We start from the raw sequence: 17,034 nt of genomic DNA on the forward strand, positions 1-17,034 counted from the left end.
TGGATTTGGGCTCTTTATTAGGATTCCCGAATCGATTTTTCAATGATTCATGGGTGGTCGGCTCTTGGAGGGCTGACCATGGCGGAATGGGAAGACGAACTCGAACGCTGGCTGAAGCCGTTCCTGGACCGGTTGGGTCATAAGACCCGGCAGCGGATGTGTCCCCTGTACGTTGCGGGATTGATCGGCCCGGGCGATCGCAAGAGCGTTCAGCCGATGGCAGAACGCCTTGCAACCGGCAACTACGATCAGCTGCACCATTTCATCGCCGACGGTGTCTGGGACGCATCACCGCTGGAATCTGAGCTGCTCAACCAGGCGGATCGGCTTGTCGGCGGCAAGGATGCGGTATTAGTCATTGATGACACCGCAATGCCGAAAAAGGGCGAACGCTCGGTTGGTGTCGCGGCTCAATATGCGTCCTCTCTTGGCAAAACGGCAAATTGCCAAACGCTGGTGTCGCTGACCCTTGCGCGCGGCGAAGTGCCCGTGATGGTCGCATTGCGTCTCTTTCTGCCCGAGAGTTGGACAGGCAATGTGTCTCGTTTGATGCGTGCTCGGGTGCCGATCGAACACCGAACGGCAAGATCCAAGCCAGAAATCGCTTTGGCTGAGGTTGATCGAGCGATGGCAGCCAACGTGCGCTTTGGATGTGTGCTGGCGGATGCAGGATACGGGCTCAGCGCACCATTTCGACAAGGGCTAACAGAACGCGGATTGGCCTGGGCCGTCGGCATCCCTCGGCACTTCAAGGTGTATCCGGTTGATGTGAAGCTCATTTGGCCGATTACCAAAGTCCGCGGGAAACCACGAAAGCACCACGTGCCGGATATCTTATCGATTGCGGCAGAACACATGCTGGCGAGCGCCAAATGGAAAACCGTGAGTTGGCGCAGCGGGACGAAAGGTCGGCTGAAAGCCCGATTTGCTGCTCTCCGTGTCCGCACCGCCGACGGCCCTCCGCAGCGAATCTGGGATAAGGGTCAGCAGCATCTCCCGGGCGACGAAGCTTGGCTCATTGGCGAGCAGCGTGCCTCAGGGGAGAAGAAATACTATCTCGCCAACCTCCCTGCGGCGACGGATCTGCGCACACTGGCCGCCACCATCAAGGCACGATGGATTTGTGAGCAGGCGCATCAGCAGTTGAAGGAGGAGCTTGGGCTTGATCAATTCGAAGGGCGATCATGGCAGGGTCTTCATCGCCACGCCCTGATGACAATGATTGCCTACGCCTTCTTGCAGCACCGTCGCCTCGCACATGCGGGACGGAAAAAAAAGAATCAATGGGCCTCCGCCTCAACCAACCATGCCCGCCGTACGCCACGCCATCGTCGATCTCATTCTCCGGCCGCCATCGCAGCGATGCCCGCACTGCAGAAGACGAATCCGTGAAAAACCACAGCACAAACCAAATCTGCCAAAGTAGTGCTAGGGCTCAGACTCAATTGATCCAATAGGCAACGATGGCGGCGAGATGGACGGCAGCCAAGAAGTTCCTGGCTAGTTTGTCGTAGCGAGTTGCGACACGCCTGAAATCCTTGAGGCGGCAGAAACAGCGCTCGATAACGTTGCGCCCTTGTAGGCGCGTTTGCTGAAGCTGTGGAGAGTGACCCTGTTGGATTTGTTTGGAATGACGGGCTTGGCACCACGATCGACGATTTCGGCTCGAAAGCCGTCGCCGTCGTACCCTTTGTCGCCAATGAGGGCAGACATGGGTGGCGCGAGTTCCAAAAGGGCTGGCGCTGCGGCAATATCAGCGTCCTGGCCTGGAGTGAGATGAAATGCGCAAGGTCTGCAGTCAGGGTCGCTCAGCGCGTGGATTTTCGTGGTCCGCCCGCCGCGCGAGCGGCCGATCGCTTGTTCATGCTCCCCCCTTTTCCGCCGCTCGCCGAGCGATGCGCTTTGATCGTGGTGGAGTCGATGGATCTTTGCCGCAGCGGGCGAGCGCTTCAAAGATCGCCCGCCAATGTCCGCGCTTGGCCCAGCGATTGAAACGATTGTAGATCGTCGTGTACGGACCATAGTCGGGCGGGCAATCGCGCCAGCGTGCGCCGCACTGAAGCATGTGAATGATACCGCTGATGACGCGTCGATCGTCATCGCGCACCGGTCCGGTCTGGTTCGTTGGCAGATGCGGCTCTATCAGAGCCCATTGCTTGTCGTTGAGCCAGAACAGTCCTTTGCGCATCGAAGTCCCCCGCGTGGAATCAACCCGCTGCGAGGGAATCAGAGTTCGCTAATTAGGTACAGACCCTTCTGTAATGGGCCCGATGATGTCAAGCCTCCCGAGTGAACGCCACGCCGCCGAGCTCATGCTTCTGTTCGTGGTCGACGCCTGGCCGCCACATCATACTGTCAGAGGGAGCGGTGAGCCTATCTAGATACGCGTGGTTCGTCGGACGACGGCCACTGGGCGTGTAACGGCTTCACCGCATCCACCGTCCCGGCGACGGGACTTCGGGCACCGGGCTTCAGTTCATCCCGGTTGCGTTCTCGATCTCCTCCACGTCTTCTATGCTGCGATTGAGCCCGCTTCGGCCCATCGGTAAGTCGTGCCATCGACCCAGATCCGATGCAGGATCACTGCGAGCTTGCGTGCCAAGGCGACCTTTGCGCGCTTCGAGCCTCTCCGCTTGGCGACGTCCATCCCCCAGCGTTTGAGTTTTGAGAACCGCGTGATGCGCGATAACAGAACGTTGGCGGCTTCATACAAGGCCGTCCGCACCGTCTCATCGCCGGCCAGCGTGATTCCGCCCGTGACGTCCTTTTCTCCCGATTGATATTTCTTTGGCGTGAGCCCGAACAGCGCGCCTGCTGCCTTTGACTTTACAATGCGATGAGGATCATCAATCGCCGATTTGTAGGTGATGGCCACCAGGGGGCCAACGCCTGGTACTGTCATAAGCCGGCGGCAGACTGCATCATCACGCACAATTGCCAGCACAGCCTTGTGTAGTCTTCCGTATTCTGCCTTCAGGGCCGATCGTGCCGAAAGCATCGCACCAGCAATGCGCTCCAATGTCGCCTGGCCTGCAACCAACTCTCGAATCCGCGCTTCAAAATTCCTTCGCGTCACCGGGCCAACCTTCAGACCGAAGCCGCGCAAAATCCCTCGGATACTTAATTCTACATCGATCAGCCGCCCGAGAAGCTGTTTGCGTGCGATCAGGAGTGCCCGGATCTCTTGCGCATCAACCGACTTTGCGTGTACCTGCCGAAACCATCCCATCCGGATCAACTGGGCGATCCCGCGGGCATCCTTGCGATCCGTCTTGACCGTCATTGCAGATAATGCGGCCTTCACGTGCCGCGTTTCCAGCAGAACTGTTTCAAATCCTGCACCTTTCAGGCCTGCATGCAGCCATTGCGACAGCGGCCCAACCTCCAGCCCGATCCGCTTCACTGCAAAGCCGAGCGTCTCAAAAAAGTCAACTAAGGCGTCGGGTTCGCTTGCGACCTTCGCTTCCTTCAGGATCTTACCCTGGGCGTCCACAACACACACGCTCGACAGTTCCAATGACACGTCGATTCCGGCATAATTCTCCACGGCTGTCCTCCGTCTCCAGATGCTTGGGGCCGACTCAAGTCGTGACCCCGTTTCATCATCTATCGGGGGACAGCCACCATCATGACCCCTTGCTCCGGAGCCGGGCCCATTACCGCATCTAGTGATTAGCGGTAGGTTGAGGGAAACCCCTCGCACGGGCGCAAAACGGTGTTCGTGAAGCGTGACTTTGAACGGGCGGCCACAAGGGGCCGTGTCGACCGTCTCGCTCACGCGTTCGGACCTTTCGAAAGAGAAGCGTTGGATTCCAACGCTGGGGCATTTCCGATGAGACGGCGTCGAACAAAGCATGCTCTCAGAGCAAGCTTATCTCACTCCTGGCAGGCGATACGCGCTTCTGTTGAGTTGCCAAAAGAAGCCTGGGCGTGGTGTTAGGGACTAGGGATTAGTTGTAGTTGTACGGTCCGGCGTGCCGCGCAAGCAGATTTCGACGATCCGGTAGATGTAGTCTTGCATCAATGTATCCCGCCTCTGCGTGGAGCGCAATGCTTCGGGCCATCATTGGATATCAACGCGCATGCGATCTGATTAGCGGATAGGTCTCGGTCGGGCCCTTTGGGTCATCAGTGTTCGCATGCGCCCGCAAGACCGGTTTTCCATCGTCGTCTCATCCCCTCGCGGACCTCGGCGGGTAAGGATGTCGTTACGTCATCGATAGCTCTTCTTCACGCGGCAATGATTCCGGGCGCAAAAGTCTCCAGTCATCTAAATCGTGAAGATCGCGTTTGGCGCGTTAAAGCGGGATGGGGTTAGGTTGAATCGATTTGGGATTGAACGAAGCCGCTGGCGCGGCATTTGAGGAGGGGTGGTAACGGCCACCTCCTGTCTGAGAGGATCGAGAGTTTTCAGAGCCCAACCCTTCAGACAGGAGGTTTTCCGATGGCCCAGTTTAGCCCTCTCCGCCGACGCATGATCGAGGACATGACGGTCCGCAATCTGTCGCCGGCGACGCAGCGATCATATCTCAACGCGGTATCGAAGTTCAGCCGATATTTTGGCCGATCGCCCGATCATCTGGGCTTAGAGGATGTCCAGCTGGTGGCGACGGGGATATCATGGCCGACACTCAACCAGATCGTCTATGCCTTGCGCTTTTTCGATGGCGTGACGCTCGGCCACAGCGCGATCCCCGAACGCATTGCCTATGCGCGGGAGCCACGCAAGCTGCCGGTCGTGCTGAGTGCCGACGAGGTGGTGAGTTTTCTAGAGGCGATCCCGAGCCTTAAGAGCCGCATAGCGTTGACGACAGTCTATGCCACTGGATTACGCGTCTCGGAGGTGGTTTTCCTCAGGGTCCCGCATATCGACAGCCAGCGGATGGTAATCCGGGTCGAACAAGGCAAAGGCGGCAGGGACCGTTACGTCATGCTCTCGCCGCAGATTCTGAAGATTCTAAGGACCTATTGGCGGTTAACCCGACCGACGCGCTCGCTATTTCCCGGCCGCGACAGTGAGCGGCCGCTTGATGCGACTGTGCTGCACGCGGCGTGCCGCTCGGCCCACATCGCAGCCGGTCTGAACAAGCGCGTGACGGTGCACACATTACGGCACAGTTTTGCGACCCATCTTCTGAAGAACGGCGCCGACATTCGTGTCATCCAGGTGCTGCTCGGCCATGCCAGCCTGCAGAGCACGGCCCGCTACGCCCAGGTTGCCACCAAAACAATCAGCCAGACCCCGAGTCCGCTTGACCGGCTGCGATTGGAGACCGTTCCGCCCGGCTGATCCGGCATCATGGATCCGGCTTTGGAAGTGGCGGACATATTCCGCCGCCACGGCGAAGCTTTTCGGCAGGCGCATGCCGGTCACCTCGGCCGTGTCGAGCGACGTGTGATGGGCGCCATCACGGCGTGTCGGACGGCCGTGCTCGGTGGCCACGTCGAGCAATGCGACGACTGCGGTGCGAGGCGCATCCCCTACAACTCCTGTCGCAATCGGCACTGGCCAAAGTGCCAGGGGCGGCACGCGCGCAGTGGCTTGCCGAGCGGCAAGCCGAACTGCTTCCCGTGCCGTATTTCCACGTGGTCTTCACCTTGCCGGCGCCGGCGGGGAGATTGCGTTCCCGAACAAGCGGTAGTCTATGCCATCCTGTTCCGCTGCGCGGCGGAGAGCTCACCACCATCGCGGCCGACCCCAAGCATCTCGGTGCCCAGCTCGGCGTGACCGCCGTCCTCCATACCTGGGGCCAGACCCTGCAACACCATCCGCCTTCGCTCGACGGCACACGATGGGTCGCTTGCCGGCCGGGCTTCTTCCTGCCGGTGCGCGTCCTCTCTCGGCTGTTCCGCCGCCTGTTTCTGCAAGACCTGCAAGCTGCCTTCGCGGCTGGTCAGTTAGGCTTTTTTGGTAATCTCACCCATCTCGCCGATCCCGCCGCGTTCACCCAGCGGCTCGATCAGCTCCGACGGACCGACTGGGTCGTCTACGCCAAGCCACCGTTCGGCGGCCCCGAGCAGGTGCTGGCCTATCTCGGGCGCTATACCCATCGCGTCGCCATCGCCAACAGCCGGCTGGTCTCGCTCTCCGACGGCAAGGTCCGCTTCGCCTGGAAGGACTATCGCCAGCACAGCAAGACCAAGCTGATGACGCTCGATGCCGACGAGTTCATCCTCCGTTTCCTGCTGCATGCCCTGCCGGACGGCTTCCATCGCATCCGCCACTATGGCTTCCTCGCCAATGGCGGACGCAACGACCGACTGGCACTTTGCCGTCAGCTCCTCGCTGTCCGCCAACCTCCGCCAGATCGAGAAGCCAGCACCGATCCCTTCGCCAAATGTGAGATTCCCGCCTGCCCACATTGCAGCGGCATCATGCGGCGCATCGACGTCGTCCCGCGAGCCTGCGCGCGCGACCAGCCGTTCCGTTGTGACACGTCATGACCAGCGCATGCACCATCCACCCCTTTCCATGATCACCTTCTCCGTGGCAACCTCCGATCTCGCCGTGGCCGCGCTCGCCACCAAACATCCCGCCAATCGTTCGGCCGCGCATCCCAGCACAACAAATCGTTCGCGGCTTCGCGCTCTCGGCCCGAGCAATCGCGCAGCTCACGTCCAATCAATATCTCGCCGATGCGCGGCGACCACAGGCGCGCCTTCTCCGCAGCTACTCTGGCTGCACTATCGCCATAGCGCCCCACAACTCCGCGGCTTCGTTCAATCCGGCTTCTGTGAGGTCGCGACAGAGCCCCTGGCTGCCTTTCCTCCGCGACCTCACAGAACCCTCCAGATTCCCAAATCAGTGTCTTTCTGATTCAGCATGCTGGCTGGATAGAGGCCAGCATGGATGGGCAAGCCTTATTCGCTGGATTTTCGTAAGCGCGTCGTGGCTGCGATGGAGGGCGGGATGTCCCGCAATAAGGCGGCCAAGCAGTTTGGAGTGGCGATCAGCACGGCCATCGGCTGGATGCCGCGGGTCGAGAAGACCGGCAGCGTTGAGCCTGGATGGGCCGTCACAAGCCGAAGGCTTCGGGAGACCACGCCGTCTGGCTGTCGCAACGGATCAAGGACGGCGATTTCACCATACGCGGACTTCTTGCCGAGCTTGCCGGACGCAGCCTGAAGTCGACTACCACTCGGTGTGGGACTTCGTACATGCCGAGAGGCTCAGCTTCAAAAAAAGCGTGGGGGCTGGCGAACGCGATCGTCCCGAGGTGGCGCGGCGGCGAGCCCAGTGGGCAAAATATCAAGCTCGCGCCGAAGCTGAACGATTGGTCTTCATCGACGAGAGTGTGCTGCAGACAGCGGAAGGAGTTCAACATGAACTAAGACCGATGGTGAAGCTGCGGGAAAGATGAGGGCGGGCCCCCGTAGCTTTCAGGGATGGGGCTCAAACCAATCCGAACGGCTGCGGTAAAGAGCTGGGGTGGTGAGCGTCGGACTTGGAAGTCGGAATATACCGAGCAGGTGAGTGACCGAAAGACGAACGAAATTGAACCCTCCGAAGACGCGTCGTTTATGAATCTAAGTGTCATCAAAACCAGGACTGTCTCGTCATCCTGCGACGAGTCCGCCGGATGCCTGGCGACTGGGCGGGCGGCGACCGGCGTAGAGGGGGCGTGAATCGGACACAGGCTTTCGCGCGGAACTGCAAGAACCAGGCTCTTGATGCCAAGGGAGAAGCGCAAGCGGTGGCAACCGCGAGGCGAGAGTACCGATGCAAGAGAGTGGGGCGGACCGATCCGTAGGAGCGTCGAGGGCCTGTAATGGGGTCGGAGCAAAGGGATTGGGTCAGGTAGTCGTACTCGGGGCCAACTGGAAACAGGATGACTTCGAATAGTGCGATAAACAAACCGTTCTCGATTGAGAAACGGATGTACGAAGCGTACAAGACGGTCAAATCCAATCGCGGAGCGGCTGGAGTGGACGGACAGGCCTTCGAGATTTTCGAGAAAGACCTTGCAGGGAATCTCTACAAGATCCGGAATCGGATGTCGTCAGGGACGTACTTTCCACCTCCGGTGCTCGCCGTCTCCATTCCAAAGAAGACGGGCGGCGGAAGGACTTTAGAGCGAGTTGGGGGTCGAATTGAATCGTAGGGATTCCCAAGGGGAGCGAACCGTGATTCATCCTTGAGGCCGGGAGGAGGCCGGCAGGGATGGCGCATGGAGAGGCTCTTCGCATTCGGGTGATCAAGGCCGTCGTTGAGGATGGCCTTTCGCGGAACGAGCCGCCCCGGATATTCCGGGTCGGGATCGCGAGCGCGATCCGCTGGGTGAAGGCGTTCGAGGAAACGCAGCGCACGGCGGCTCTGCCGACGGGTGGAGACCGGCGCTCTGTGCTGAAGCCGGATCGGGACTGGCTCCTGGAACTGCTCGAGAAGCCGCTCCATTGGATCGTTCCAGCGCTTCTCGAGGATACTAGCAACCCCAACCGATTGCTTGGGTCTGCTTCTTCATAGCGTCGTTCTGCCAAGTCACAATCATAACCGGTCTATCCTTGGTTGCCATTGCGCAGCAATTGACCTATCGCGCTCCTCAAAGCTTGTTCAACGCCAGTTTAACCGTCAGTGGCGTGACGGCGGTCAACAGGCGCTCTGCAATAGCGTGATCAAGCGTTTTTGATGGCAGAGACATGCAGTCCTGCGGCGCCAGTGCCTCCCGACTCCTCCAATTGCATTCATAGATCGGGTAAAGACCGCCCTTGCCGGCGTAGCGCACATTTAGCCGCCGTCCGCACGCGCACAAAGCAATAAAACCTTGCAGCAAACAAAGTCCCTCTCAAGCGGGGCCTGGGATAACTTCGCTATTGGTCCTGTTCGCTGCCAAGTGTTCGCGGTTCGTAAGGAATCGATCGCAGGAAATATAACTAGCATGGTGATCGGGAATCACAACACGCCACTCATCTTGTGGCATGCGGCGCAACTGAGTTTGGATCTCCCCGGTAGGACCAACCTGCTTACAAGATTGATATCGGCCAAACACGTAAGTGCCGGCGTAAGAAGGATTGGAAAGAACACCGAGCACGCGTGAATGCGTAAGTCGTCCCCAGATCAGCTTGCCGTCCAGACGCCGCCATAGGCTCGCCGTGGAAAGACAACAACGCCGAGTTCATTGAAACTACGCCGTAGGCGCTGCTCTCTTGTTCAAATAGTTCGAAGACTGTTCGAACCGCGCCTTGCACTTCCTGATCGGGGTCGAGGGTGATCCTATCGCCATCGAATACCAAACCGCCCGAAGAGGGAAGTGCAATTCACCTTTCTGCGCCTTGGTGAGTTTGCCTCCGTGGAGGCGCGCGCGAGCGTGTGCAGCTCTGCCTGAGCAAACGTACCCGTCATGCCAAAGCATAAGGCTGGCGTTGAAGTCAGCCGGATTGTAGCAGCCATCGCCGTCGAACACCAATGTGCGTGTCACCGCGCACAGCTCCAGCAAGCGATGCCAATCCTTGTTCGAGCGGGCCAGGCGCGAGGCTTCCAGATAGAAGATCGGGCCAACTTGGCCCATTGCCACATCGCTGACCAGCGTCTTGAAGTCGTCCCGATTGGTCTCCTGCTCGCCCGAGTGACCGAGATCCCGGCCGAGGATCCGGATCTGCACCGAAGTCCACCCGAGCGACCTCGCTTGGTCCGTTAGGTTGTACTGGCGCTCTGCAGTGGACTTGCCCCATCGTCGACTGACGGATGTAGGTGCAGGCCTGCTGCGGCGAATGATGATCGGCATTCCTGGGATTGATCATGATCGGGTCCTTCCACATCGGGCGGCGAAGCGCCTGCAGCGAGATAGGAGTCGATCATGTTGGCGATGATGGCGCCCGCCTCGGCAAAGTCGAGGGCTGCGGCCGCCGGATCCATCTAATCGCCGCCAACCTCTTCATGCACTATGCATTTGATCTCTGGATGGCGCGGACACATCCCGACCTTCCATGGTGTCGGTATGCCGACGATGGAGTGCACTGCCGAACCGAGCAAGATCGTGCCCCGTGGCGTGGTGTAACTGACAGCAGGCCACCGCCAATTTTCCGGCGGGTCGGAAGGCATCAGCCTGCCACGGCGGGCAAGCCGACGATGGGATCATCGCTCAAGGGAGCGATGGTTTCCAGCGTCATGTAGCGGGCGCGCTGGACGGCCCATTCGTCGTTCTGTTCGAGCAGGATCGCACCGACGAGGCGGACAATGGCGTTCTCGTTTGGGAAGATGCCGACCACCTCGGTCCGCCGCTTGATCTCACCGTTGAGGCGCTCGATCGGATTGGTAACCGGTATGAGATGTCTCGGTGTCAACGTTCCCGCTGCGGTGTTCTAGGGCTCGGACTCAATTGCTCCAATAGGCAACGATGGCGGCGAGATGGACGGCAGCCAAGAAGTTCCTGGCTAGTTTGTCGTAGCGAGTTGCGACACGCCTGAAATCCTTGAGGCGGCAGAAACAGCGCTCGATAACGTTGCGCCCCTTGTAGGCGCGTTTGCTGAAGCTGTGGAGAGTGACCCTGTTGGATTTGTTTGGAATGACGGGCTTGGCACCACGATCGACGATTTCGGCTCGAAAGCCGTCGCCGTCGTACCCTTTGTCGCCAATGAGGGCAGACATGGGTGGCGCGAGTTCCAAAAGGGCTGGCGCTGCGGCAATATCAGCGTCCTGGCCTGGAGTGAGATGAAATGCGCAAGGTCTGCAGTCAGGGTCGCTCAGCGCGTGGATTTTCGTGGTCCGCCCGCCGCGCGAGCGGCCGATCGCTTGTTCATGCTCCCCCCTTTTCCGCCGCTCGCCGAGCGATGCGCTTTGATCGTGGTGGAGTCGATGGACAAAGTCACGCCGTCTTTGCCGCAGCGGGCGAGCGCTTCAAAGATCGCCCGCCAATGTCCGCGCTTGGCCCAGCGATTGAAACGATTGTAGATCGTCGTGTACGGACCATAGTCGGGCGGGCAATCGCGCCAGCGTGCGCCGCACTGAAGCATGTGAATGATACCGCTGATGACGCGTCGATCGTCATCGCGCACCGGTCCGGTCTGGTTCGTTGGCAGATGCGGCTCTATCAGAGCCCATTGCTTGTCGTTGAGCCAGAACAGTCCTTTGCGCATCGAAGTCCCCCGCGTGGAATCAACCCGCTGCGAGGGAATCACAGTTCGCTAATTAGGTACAGACCCTTCTGTAATGGGCCCGATGATGTCAAGCCTCCCGAGTGAACGCCACGCCGCCGAGCTCATGCTTCTGTTCGTGGTCGACGCCTGGCCGCCACATCATGCTGTCAGAGGGAGCGGTAGAGCCTATCTAGATACGCGTGGTTCGTCGGACGACGGCCACTGGGTGTGTAACGGCTTCACCGCATCCACCGTCCCGGCGACGGGACTTCGGGCACCGGGCTTCAGTTCATCCCGGTTGCGTTCTCGATCTCCTCCACGTCTTCTATGCTGCGATTGAGCCCGCTTCGGCCCATCGGTAAGTCGTGCCATCGACCCAGATCCGATGCAGGATCACTGCGAGCTTGCGTGCCAAGGCGACCTTTGCGCGCTTCGAGCCTCTCCGCTTGGCGACGTCCATCCCCCAGCGTTTGAGTTTTGAGAACCGCGTGATGCGCGATAACAGAACGTTGGCGGCTTCATACAAGGCCGTCCGCACCGTCTCATCGCCGGCCAGCGTGATTCCGCCCGTGACGTCCTTTTCTCCCGATTGATATTTCTTTGGCGTGAGCCCGAACAGCGCGCCTGCTGCCTTTGACTTTACAATGCGATGAGGATCATCAATCGCCGATTTGTAGGTGATGGCCACCAGGGGGCCAACGCCTGGTACTGTCATAAGCCGGCGGCAGACTGCATCATCACGCACAATTGCCAGCACAGCCTTGTGTAGTCTTCCGTATTCTGCCTTCAGGGCCGATCGTGCCGAAAGCATCGCACCAGCAATGCGCTCCAATGTCGCCTGGCCTGCAACCAACTCTCGAATCCGCGCTTCAAAATTCCTTCGCGTCACCGGGCCAACCTTCAGACCGAAGCCGCGCAAAATCCCTCGGATACTTAATTCTACATCGATCAGCCGCCCGAGAAGCTGTTTGCGTGCGATCAGGAGTGCCCGGATCTCTTGCGCATCAACCGACTTTGCGTGTACCTGCCGAAACCATCCCATCCGGATCAACTGGGCGATCCCGCGGGCATCCTTGCGATCCGTCTTGACCGTCATTGCAGATAATGCGGCCTTCACGTGCCGCGTTTCCAGCAGAACTGTTTCAAATCCTGCACCTTTCAGGCCTGCATGCAGCCATTGCGACAGCGGCCCAGCCTCCAGCCCGATCCGCTTCACTGCAAAGCCGAGCGTCTCAAAAAAGTCAACTAAGGCGTCGGGTTCGCTTGCGACCTTCGCTTCCTTCAGGATCTTACCCTGGGCGTCCACAACACACACGCTCGACAGTTCCAATGACACGTCGATTCCGGCATAATTCTCCACGGCTGTCCTCCGTCTCCAGATGCTTGGGGCCGACTCAAGTCGTGACCCCGTTTCATCATCTATCGGGGGACAGCCACCATCATGACCCCTTGCTCCGGAGCCGGGCCCATTACCGCATCTAGATCGTGGCGTATGGTGCGACCATCGGGACAGAGGCACCGGGAGCACGAAGTGCGGGCAGGCCGATGTTATTCGATGAGCCGAGAGCTCGAGTTAGTAGCTGGCCGCCTCTGCGACTCGCCCGGTTGCGCTGGGAGCGCGAATCCGTAGTTGTCGTGTCGCCGGCAGCTCCCGTCATATGTGTGGCAGGAGGTGCGAATGCGACGGGTGATTGGCATCGACGTCCACCGAACTTTCGGCGAGGTGGTGTTTTGGGAGGACGGCAGGCTCCGACATGCGGGCCGCATCGATATGACGCGGACTGCGCTGGAGGGATTTGGCAAGACCCTGCTGGCCAGTGATGAGGTGGTGGTCGAAGCGACTGCCAACAGCATGGCGGTGTCGCGGGTTCTGGCGCCGTTCGTGGCACGGGTGATTATCGCCAATCCGCTGCAGGTGAAGGCGATCGCCCAGGCTCACGTTAAGACCGACAAGATCGATGCCGGCACGATCGCCAGTCTGCAGGCGGCCGGGTACCTGCCGCAGATCTGGACGCCTGACGCGGAGACCGAACGCAAGCGTCGGCTGGTGGCGCGGCGCTACCAGATCGTGCGGCATCGCACGCGGCTCAAGAACGAGGTGCATTCGATCCTGCACGCGCACCTAATCCCGAAGTGCCCGCATGCCGATCTTTTCAACGCCCGCGGCCGGGCGTGGTTGGCCGGCCAACAGCTGCCGGACGATGAGCGCGCGGCCATCGATCGGCACGTCCGTGAGCTTGACCGGCTGGCGGAAGACCTGGCTCTGCTCGACCGCTCGATCGCGCAGGTCGCAATCGATGATCCCGCGGCCAACAGATTGATGACCATCACCGGCGTGAACCTGGCGGTTGCCGCCGGCATCGTGGCGGCGATCGGCGACATCAGCCGGTTCAACAGCCCGCAAAAGCTGGTGAGCTATTTCGGGCTCAACCCGCGGGTGCGGCAGTCGGGACTGGGAGCCGCCCATCACGGTCGCATCAGCAAGATCGGCCGCAGTCACGCGCGCGCCATGCTGGTCGAGGCGGCCTGGGCCGCGGCCAAGGCGCCCGGTCCACTGCATGCTTTTTTTGTGCGGATCCGCGCCCGGCGTGGCCATCAAGTCGCCGCGGTGGCCGTGGCTCGCAAGCTCACGGTGCTCTGCTGGCATTTGCTGACGAAGGGCGAGGATTACCTGTGGGCGCGCCCGGCGCTGGTCGCCAACAAGACCCGCGCGATGCAACTTCAAGCTGGACATCCGCAACAGAAGGGCAGCCGGCGCGGACCAGCCCATGCCTACAACATCAAGGCGCTGCGCGACCGTGAGATGTTGATTGCCGCCCAGGCGGAGCGAAGTTCCTCGACGAGATTGAGGCAACCGTGTCGCGCGACCTCGACGTCCATCTCGCCATGTACAGTTACATCATGCACAAGACCCCTTGATCCGAAATGGCTGGCTAAAAGGCCGCGTTGGTCCGTGTACCTGACCCCGACCAGTTCGTCTTGGCTCAGCCAGGTCGAGCGCTTCTTCGCGCTGCTACGGAGGAGAAGATCAGGCGCGGCATCTATGACAGCGTCGCGGCCCTCAGGGGCTGACATCACCTTGTTCATCGACCGACACAACCCTAACCTTCCCGATGGACCAAGTCCGCCGATGACATCATTGCTTCCATCGAACGCTTCTGCAGATAAAATGACCTACAAGCCTCGATGTTGCGAACTTCTGTTCAGGACACTAGCGCATCGGCGTCTCCGACTTGGCTATTCAGATTGGACGTAGCGGGGTACGGTGACAATCATGTGTCTCAACCGCTAGAGCGCACTCCCGGTTCTTGTAAGTGCGAGCACCTGTGCGCTTGGCTAATGTGCCCGTGGCAGTTCCGCTAATGCATTGGCGGGAGCCAAAGCGCTCATTGGTATGTCGTGATTGCCAATTATCATGAAAGTCGACGGCTCTTCATTTCGTGGAGCGAACTAGCACTACTTTGGCAGATTTGGTTTGTGCTGTGGTTTTTCACGGATTCGTCTTCTGCAGTGCGGGCATCGCTGCGATGGCGGCCGGAGAATGAGATCGACGATGGCGTGGCGTACGGCGGGCATGGTTGGTTGAGGCGGAGGCCCATTGATTCTTTTTTTTCCGTCCCGCATGTGCGAGGCGACGGTGCTGCAAGAAGGCGTAGGCAATCATTGTCATCAGGGCGTGGCGATGAAGACCCTGCCATGATCGCCCTTCGAAGTGATCAAGCCCAAGCTCCTCCTTCAACTGCTGATGCGCCTGCTCACAAATCCATCGTGCCTTGATGGTGGCGGCCAGTGTGCGCAGATCCGTCGCCGCAGGGAGGTTGGCGAGATAGTATTTCTTCTCCCCTGAGGCACGCTGCTCGCCAATGAGCCAAGCTTCGTCGCCCGGGAGATGCTGCTGACCCTTATCCCAGATTCGCTGCGGAGGGCCGTCGGCGGTGCGGACACGGAGAGCAGCAAATCGGGCTTTCAGCCGACCTTTCGTCCCGCTGCGCCAACTCACGGTTTTCCATTTGGCGCTCGCCAGCATGTGTTCTGCCGCAATCGATAAGATATCCGGCACGTGGTGCTTTCGTGGTTTCCCGCGGACTTTGGTAATCGGCCAAATGAGCTTCACATCAACCGGATACACCTTGAGGTGCCGAGGGATGCCGACGGCCCAGGCCAATCCGCGTTCTGTTAGCCCTTGTCGAAATGGTGCGCTGAGCCCGTATCCTGCATCCGCCAGCACACATCCAAAGCGCACGTTGGCTGCCATCGCTCGATCAACCTCAGCCAAAGCGATTTCTGGCTTGGATCTTGCCGTTCGGTGTTCGACCGGCACCCGAGCACGGATCAAACGAGACACATTGCCTGTCCAACTCTCGGGCAGAAAGAGACGCAATGCGACCATCACGGGCACTTCGCCGCGCGCAAGGGTCAGCGACACCAGCGTTTGGCAATTTGCAGTTTTACCGAGAGCCGACGCGTATTGAGCCGCAACACCGACTGAGCGATCGCCCTTCTTCGGCAGCGAAGTGTCATCAATAACCAGCACCGCATCCCTGCCGCCGACAAGTCGGTCCGCCTGGTTGAGCAACTCTGTTTCCAGCGGCGTCGCGTCCCAGACACCGTCCGCAATGAAATGGTGCAACTGGTCGTAGTTGCTCGTGGCAAGGCGTTCTGCCATCGGCTGAACGCTCTTGCGATCGCCCGGGCCGATCAATCCCGCAACGTACAGGGGACACATCCGCTGCCGGGTCTTATGACCCAACCGGTCCAGGAACGGCTTCAGCCAGCGTTCGAGTTCGTCTTCCCATTCCGCCATGGTCAGCCCTCCAAGAGCCGACCACCCATGAATCATTGAAAAATCGATTCGGGAATCCTAATAAAGAGCCCAAATCCAACAATCTGCCAAAGTAGTGCTAGGGCTCGGACTCAATTGCTCCAATAGGCAACGATGGCGGCGAGATGGACGGCAGCCAAGAAGTTCCTGGCTAGTTTGTCGTAGCGAGTTGCGACACGCCTGAAATCCTTGAGGCGGCAGAAACAGCGCTCGATAACGTTGCGCCCCTTGTAGGCGCGTTTGCTGAAGCTGTGGAGAGTGACCCTGTTGGATTTGTTTGGAATGACGGGCTTGGCACCACGATCGACGATTTCGGCTCGAAAGCCGTCGCCGTCGTACCCTTTGTCGCCAATGAGGGCAGACATGGGTGGCGCGAGTTCCAAAAGGGCTGGCGCTGCGGCAATATCAGCGTCCTGGCCTGGAGTGAGATGAAATGCGCAAGGTCTGCAGTCAGGGTCGCTCAGCGCGTGGATTTTCGTGGTCCGCCCGCCGCGCGAGCGGCCGATCGCTTGTTCATGCTCCCCCCTTTTCCGCCGCTCGCCGAGCGATGCGCTTTGATCGTGGTGGAGTCGATGGACAAAGTCACGCCGTCTTTGCCGCAGCGGGCGAGCGCTTCAAAGATCGCCCGCCAATGTCCGCGCTTGGCCCAGCGATTGAAACGATTGTAGATCGTCGTGTACGGACCATAGTCGGGCGGGCAATCGCGCCAGCGTGCGCCGCACTGAAGCATGTGAATGATACCGCTGATGACGCGTCGATCGTCATCGCGCACCGGTCCGGTCTGGTTCGTTGGCAGATGCGGCTCTATCAGAGCCCATTGCTTGTCGTTGAGCCAGAACAGTCCTTTGCGCATCGAAGTCCCCCGCGTGGAATCAACCCGCTGCGAGGGAATCAGAGTTCGCTAATTAGGTACAGACCCTAGCATTACAGTTGGTGCGCCGGGAGACCGGCAAGGAGTAAGTGGTGGAAGTCCACTGCGATGAAGGAGTAGCGACCCACATCGGCCCCGAGCCGTGCGCAGGCGTCCGCGAGGATGTCGGCGAAGCGTCGGCAGGGGAGCGCATAGGCCAGCCATCGAGCCGCGAAAGAATGTTTTCCCGAGAGCCGACGCTGTCAACTGAGCGGAAGGCAACACGAAG

General features: G+C 59.8%; 16 protein-coding genes and 5 pseudogenes. 8 read left to right on the top strand and 13 right to left on the bottom strand.

Translation table 11 applies throughout. The features are described 5' to 3' along the window. Positions 1 to 42 precede the first annotated feature (42 nt). A complete protein-coding gene (locus ACRQ5Q_RS09970; RefSeq protein ID WP_439397439.1) occupies positions 43 to 1,392 on the top strand; it encodes an IS701 family transposase in 1,350 nt (449 codons plus the stop codon). Between the two features lie 49 nt (positions 1,393 to 1,441). Here the strand turns inward: ACRQ5Q_RS09970 and ACRQ5Q_RS09975 are convergent, their stop codons facing one another. The 4 genes and pseudogenes from ACRQ5Q_RS09975 to ACRQ5Q_RS09990 form a co-directional block, all read right to left on the bottom strand. Further along, on the bottom strand, positions 1,442 to 1,621 hold the full coding sequence (locus ACRQ5Q_RS09975; protein WP_439399754.1) for a transposase: 180 nt from the start codon (positions 1,619 to 1,621) through the stop codon (positions 1,442 to 1,444). Positions 1,622 to 1,656: 35 nt separating this feature from the next. Next, positions 1,657 to 1,953 (bottom strand): annotated as a pseudogene (locus ACRQ5Q_RS09980) (transposase); the annotation flags it as partial. Then, the gene (locus tag ACRQ5Q_RS09985) at positions 1,862 to 2,188 is read right to left on the bottom strand and encodes a transposase (protein ID WP_439397441.1); all 327 of its coding nucleotides are present in this window, start codon (positions 2,186 to 2,188) and stop codon (positions 1,862 to 1,864) included. The pseudogene ACRQ5Q_RS09980 and the gene ACRQ5Q_RS09985, both read right to left, overlap by 92 nt. Positions 2,189 to 2,512: 324 nt before the next feature. Then, positions 2,513 to 3,547, bottom strand: coding sequence for an IS110 family transposase (locus ACRQ5Q_RS09990; protein ID WP_439397442.1), 1,035 nt, complete (start codon positions 3,545 to 3,547; stop codon positions 2,513 to 2,515). 897 nt (positions 3,548 to 4,444) lie between these two features. Between ACRQ5Q_RS09990 and ACRQ5Q_RS09995 the strand changes: the two genes are divergently transcribed. From ACRQ5Q_RS09995 to ACRQ5Q_RS10020, 6 genes and pseudogenes are all read left to right on the top strand, one after another. Continuing rightward, complete coding sequence (locus ACRQ5Q_RS09995; protein ID WP_439397444.1) at positions 4,445 to 5,290, top strand: tyrosine-type recombinase/integrase; 846 nt, start codon at positions 4,445 to 4,447, stop codon at positions 5,288 to 5,290. A gap of 9 nt (positions 5,291 to 5,299) precedes the next feature. Continuing rightward, a pseudogene (locus ACRQ5Q_RS10000) lies at positions 5,300 to 5,515 on the top strand (transposase zinc-binding domain-containing protein); the annotation flags it as partial. After that, positions 5,452 to 6,444 carry an IS91 family transposase gene (locus ACRQ5Q_RS10005; protein ID WP_439397446.1) on the top strand — a complete coding sequence of 331 codons (993 nt, stop codon included), beginning with the start codon at positions 5,452 to 5,454 and terminating at the stop codon, positions 6,442 to 6,444. The pseudogene ACRQ5Q_RS10000 and the gene ACRQ5Q_RS10005, both read left to right, overlap by 64 nt. Before the next feature lie 406 nt (positions 6,445 to 6,850). Beyond that, entirely contained in the window at positions 6,851 to 7,126 is a 276-nt protein-coding gene (locus ACRQ5Q_RS10010) for an IS630 transposase-related protein (protein WP_439397448.1), read from the top strand. Between the two features lie 703 nt (positions 7,127 to 7,829). Continuing rightward, a pseudogene (locus ACRQ5Q_RS10015) lies at positions 7,830 to 8,072 on the top strand (group II intron reverse transcriptase/maturase); the annotation flags it as partial. Between the two features lie 89 nt (positions 8,073 to 8,161). After that, positions 8,162 to 8,464, top strand: a complete 303-nt coding sequence (locus ACRQ5Q_RS10020) for a hypothetical protein (protein WP_439397450.1) — start codon at positions 8,162 to 8,164, stop codon at positions 8,462 to 8,464. Between the two features lie 76 nt (positions 8,465 to 8,540). Here the strand turns inward: ACRQ5Q_RS10020 and ACRQ5Q_RS10025 are convergent, their stop codons facing one another. The 7 genes and pseudogenes from ACRQ5Q_RS10025 to ACRQ5Q_RS10055 form a co-directional block, all read right to left on the bottom strand. Next, a complete protein-coding gene (locus ACRQ5Q_RS10025) occupies positions 8,541 to 8,771 on the bottom strand; it encodes a recombinase zinc beta ribbon domain-containing protein (RefSeq protein ID WP_439397452.1) in 231 nt (76 codons plus the stop codon). Between the two features lie 12 nt (positions 8,772 to 8,783). After that, complete coding sequence (locus ACRQ5Q_RS10030) at positions 8,784 to 9,029, bottom strand: recombinase family protein (protein WP_439397453.1); 246 nt, start codon at positions 9,027 to 9,029, stop codon at positions 8,784 to 8,786. Between the two features lie 93 nt (positions 9,030 to 9,122). Then, positions 9,123 to 9,599 (bottom strand): recombinase family protein, encoded by a 477-nt coding sequence (locus tag ACRQ5Q_RS10035; RefSeq protein WP_439397455.1) that lies wholly within the window; start codon positions 9,597 to 9,599, stop codon positions 9,123 to 9,125. Positions 9,600 to 9,631: 32 nt separating this feature from the next. Then, on the bottom strand, positions 9,632 to 9,853 hold the full coding sequence (locus ACRQ5Q_RS10040) for a hypothetical protein (protein ID WP_439397457.1): 222 nt from the start codon (positions 9,851 to 9,853) through the stop codon (positions 9,632 to 9,634). Between the two features lie 185 nt (positions 9,854 to 10,038). Beyond that, positions 10,039 to 10,254: pseudogene (locus ACRQ5Q_RS10045) on the bottom strand (transposase); the annotation flags it as partial. A 58-nt stretch (positions 10,255 to 10,312) separates the two neighbouring features. Next, positions 10,313 to 11,073, bottom strand: a protein-coding gene (locus ACRQ5Q_RS10050) for an IS5 family transposase (RefSeq protein ID WP_439397459.1) whose coding sequence is annotated in 2 segments (ribosomal slippage) — positions 10,313 to 10,714 and positions 10,717 to 11,073 — 759 coding nt in all. Because the reading frame shifts where the segments join, the coding sequence is not laid out codon by codon here. Between the two features lie 325 nt (positions 11,074 to 11,398). Then, a complete protein-coding gene (locus tag ACRQ5Q_RS10055) occupies positions 11,399 to 12,433 on the bottom strand; it encodes an IS110 family transposase (protein ID WP_439397461.1) in 1,035 nt (344 codons plus the stop codon). 318 nt (positions 12,434 to 12,751) lie between these two features. On the opposite strand from ACRQ5Q_RS10055, the pseudogene ACRQ5Q_RS10060 reads away from it, so the two are divergent. Beyond that, positions 12,752 to 13,903 (top strand): annotated as a pseudogene (locus ACRQ5Q_RS10060) (IS110 family transposase); the annotation flags it as partial. A 660-nt stretch (positions 13,904 to 14,563) separates the two neighbouring features. On the opposite strand, the gene ACRQ5Q_RS10065 reads toward ACRQ5Q_RS10060, so the two are convergent. Both ACRQ5Q_RS10065 and ACRQ5Q_RS10070 read right to left on the bottom strand, forming a co-directional pair. Further along, positions 14,564 to 15,913, bottom strand: coding sequence for an IS701 family transposase (locus tag ACRQ5Q_RS10065; protein ID WP_439397463.1), 1,350 nt, complete (start codon positions 15,911 to 15,913; stop codon positions 14,564 to 14,566). A gap of 74 nt (positions 15,914 to 15,987) precedes the next feature. Next, positions 15,988 to 16,748, bottom strand: a protein-coding gene (locus ACRQ5Q_RS10070) for an IS5 family transposase (RefSeq protein ID WP_439397459.1) whose coding sequence is annotated in 2 segments (ribosomal slippage) — positions 15,988 to 16,389 and positions 16,392 to 16,748 — 759 coding nt in all. Because the reading frame shifts where the segments join, the coding sequence is not laid out codon by codon here. Between the last annotated feature and the right edge of the window lie 286 nt (positions 16,749 to 17,034).

Origin of the sequence: Bradyrhizobium sp. PMVTL-01, from assembly GCF_051861855.1 — a bacterium.
Taxonomy (GTDB): domain Bacteria; phylum Pseudomonadota; class Alphaproteobacteria; order Rhizobiales; family Xanthobacteraceae; genus Bradyrhizobium.